The sequence below is a fragment of the Arthrobacter sp. CG_A4 genome (assembly GCF_035985125.1).
In the GTDB taxonomy this organism is placed as follows: Bacteria; Actinomycetota; Actinomycetes; order Actinomycetales; family Micrococcaceae; genus Arthrobacter.
Genome location: NZ_JAXCID010000094.1, coordinates 1 through 2,198, shown reverse-complemented (window position 1 = coordinate 2,198; position 2,198 = coordinate 1). Strand labels below are relative to the sequence as shown.

Annotated in this window: 4 protein-coding genes; all 4 read right to left on the bottom strand. The window is 61.1% G+C overall.

Annotated features, from left to right (window positions below):
• Positions 1-74: 74 nt before the first annotated feature.
• The 4 genes from RCH07_RS19135 to RCH07_RS19120 are packed head-to-tail and all read right to left on the bottom strand — an operon-like array spanning position 75 to position 1,444.
• Complete coding sequence (locus RCH07_RS19135) at positions 75-170, bottom strand: DUF4913 domain-containing protein (RefSeq protein ID WP_326969077.1); 96 nt, start codon at positions 168-170, stop codon at positions 75-77.
• Between the two features lie 15 nt (positions 171-185).
• Positions 186-356: a hypothetical protein gene (locus RCH07_RS19130; protein WP_326969076.1), complete on the bottom strand. Its 171-nt coding sequence runs from the start codon at positions 354-356 to the stop codon at positions 186-188.
• Positions 341-1,048, bottom strand: a complete 708-nt coding sequence (locus RCH07_RS19125; RefSeq protein WP_326969075.1) for an RES domain-containing protein — start codon at positions 1,046-1,048, stop codon at positions 341-343. The genes RCH07_RS19130 and RCH07_RS19125 overlap by 16 nt, the downstream gene beginning before the upstream one ends.
• A gap of 3 nt (positions 1,049-1,051) precedes the next feature.
• Complete coding sequence (locus RCH07_RS19120) at positions 1,052-1,444, bottom strand: hypothetical protein (RefSeq protein ID WP_326969074.1); 393 nt, start codon at positions 1,442-1,444, stop codon at positions 1,052-1,054.
• Positions 1,445-2,198: the final 754 nt, after the last annotated feature.

Here is a 2,198-nt window from a genome sequence, read left to right as displayed (position 1 = left end):
CCCGTCACGCAGGTGAAGTGCCTTTGCCAAATAAACCATGCGTCAAGTCTGACAAAAAATCAGACCCAAAAAAATCACCGACACGCTACACTAGCAGCCAGCATCCACCAGACGCTCATGCCGGTGGCTGGGTCGAGGCGCAGGTGTTCCCATGACCGCCATTGGGCCACTTCGGGGGAGACTTCTTAGGGGTGGAAGTACCACTCGATGCACCATTTCGCGGACTTTCCGGTGACGCTGCGGACATTGGTCGGCAGCAGCTGTTCGTGAAGGAGCTCTTCGGCGTGGTTGTAGGCGAGCTCCGGTGCCTTTCCCTTGGTGCCGGTATGAAGAAGAGAGCTTAAGCGGTCTCCCATTGCAGCCCAAGGAGGCCGAAGGCGTTGCTGATTTCCAGGCTGTCGTGATGCACTGATTCTTCAACCGTCACATCGTGTACTCTCGGCGTGATCGGTGGATCGCCCGGACGCTCGAAGATGGCCCAGAGCTGGAGATCATCACCGTGACGGGAGCCAAAAGTCACGCCGTCGAGGTCTGTCATTTCGTATAACCAGGCGGCGACTGCCTGGGTCAGGCGTCGTGGTCGGGCGTCTTTCAGTGCTGCGGCGTCAAAGTCAGCCAAACCTAGGCTTAGGGCCAGACCGATAAAATGCGGGTACAGGGCCCCGATGCTTCCGGAGGCGGTCACCGCGCAGTACCGCCCCGATAGCTCGGCCGAAGCGGCAGCGCGCACATCGAGCCACTCCCTGGGGACCTGCCCCGGGGCGATCGTGGGGTGCAGGACCGTATCCTCGTCGTCCTCGACGATCTCGTCCAGCTCCATGCTCAGTCGGGCGTCCTTGCGGAAATGCGCCAGAACCTCTAAAAGGCACGCCAAAAGGGAAGATCCGGCGTAGATGGTGCGGAAGTTGCCGTGAAGGTCATCCCACCGTCCCGGGAACCGTCCGTCGGTGGCCCATTCCCAGCCGCTCCAGGCCCAGGGTTCCGGGCGGAAGCCGACACGCCAGACCCTGCCGGCGGCCTCGGCCGCGGCCAGTTTCGCAGAAACCACCGGTTAGCCTGCGGCCGCGAACGCGCGTGCAGCGGCCAGCACCTGCGGGCCGGCGTCGTCCAGCTGGCCTTCACGGAGCAACCGGGCCGGCGGGACATCGTCCAGCTGCGGGTTCATGCCCTGGAACCAGGCCTGCACCACGGCCCGGGAATCACGCTCGGCGAGCAGGGCTGCCACGTGGTAGGCGGTGCGGAGCCGCTGCATCACCTCGGCGGACGGTTTCCGCTCCCCGTCGGCCCAGAGGCGGACGGCCCGGGTTTCCTTTACGGAGCCGATGTAGGCGACCAGTTTCGCTCCCAGCAGGTCCCTCAGATCCCGGACCAGCACGTCGTCGGGTAGCCGGATGGAATCCTGGTGCGCCTTCAGCCCGCCGCGGGCGCCTGTCACTGCAGTCATGATTCATGTTCCCATGAGAAGGCTTGCTGAATCAAGGTCTCAAACACATCCTAAATCACACCCTGAAAAGCCGATATCCGTGATTACGTCAACCTAATGTTGACGGAAGGTCCAATATCGGCACTCCGGGATCAGTGGAACCGTTGATGCCGGGCATGTCGTTGCCGCACCCTTCCTTAACCACCCGGCCCGGGCATCCTACGCCCTGCCCGTCGGCCCCACCTTGCGCGGGGCAAGTTCCCACCTCCACTTGCCCTGCGGGGAACAACTGCCGCGGATTCTCTCCGTTACTTCCGGCCTCTGTTACTTCCCGAATCTGTAACTCCCCGTCGGAACGCCGCCGACGGCCCGTCATGCAAGTCTTCGACCGCTGACTTCCAACGACCTGTTCATCGGCGGGCCGGGCCACCGTCGAGGCTGTGGGTGGACGCCCCACCGTGTGAATGCAATCAAGTATCCTGAGGCTTGTTTCGAATAATAAGGGAAAGAGGATTACGGTGCTGACTACAAATGAACAACACATTTACAACCAGCTTCAAAACGCAGCGCCTCGGCTAGACCGTTCAGCTTCCTCCGCAAGAACGCCGATAATCACAACCGGTAAAGCGATAAAACTTCCTTCGACTGCTGTTGGTGGACAAGTCAGTCCGGCAAAAGAGTGGCTCTCCTGACAGAAGTGTGGGTCAGGGATTGTGTGCTAAGGGGCATGGGTAACCCGATAGATTTGGGAGTTCCTACACAACCAATCTTCGGA

Bases quoted from the DNA above. Each gene is read 5' to 3' on its own strand.
- RCH07_RS19130 (WP_326969076.1), bottom strand. From the start codon at position 356: ATGGGAGACCGCTTAAGCTCTCTTCTTCATACCGGCACCAAGGGAAAG.
- RCH07_RS19120 (WP_326969074.1), bottom strand. From the start codon at position 1,444: ATGACTGCAGTGACAGGCGCCCGCGGCGGGCTGAAGGCGCACCAGGAT.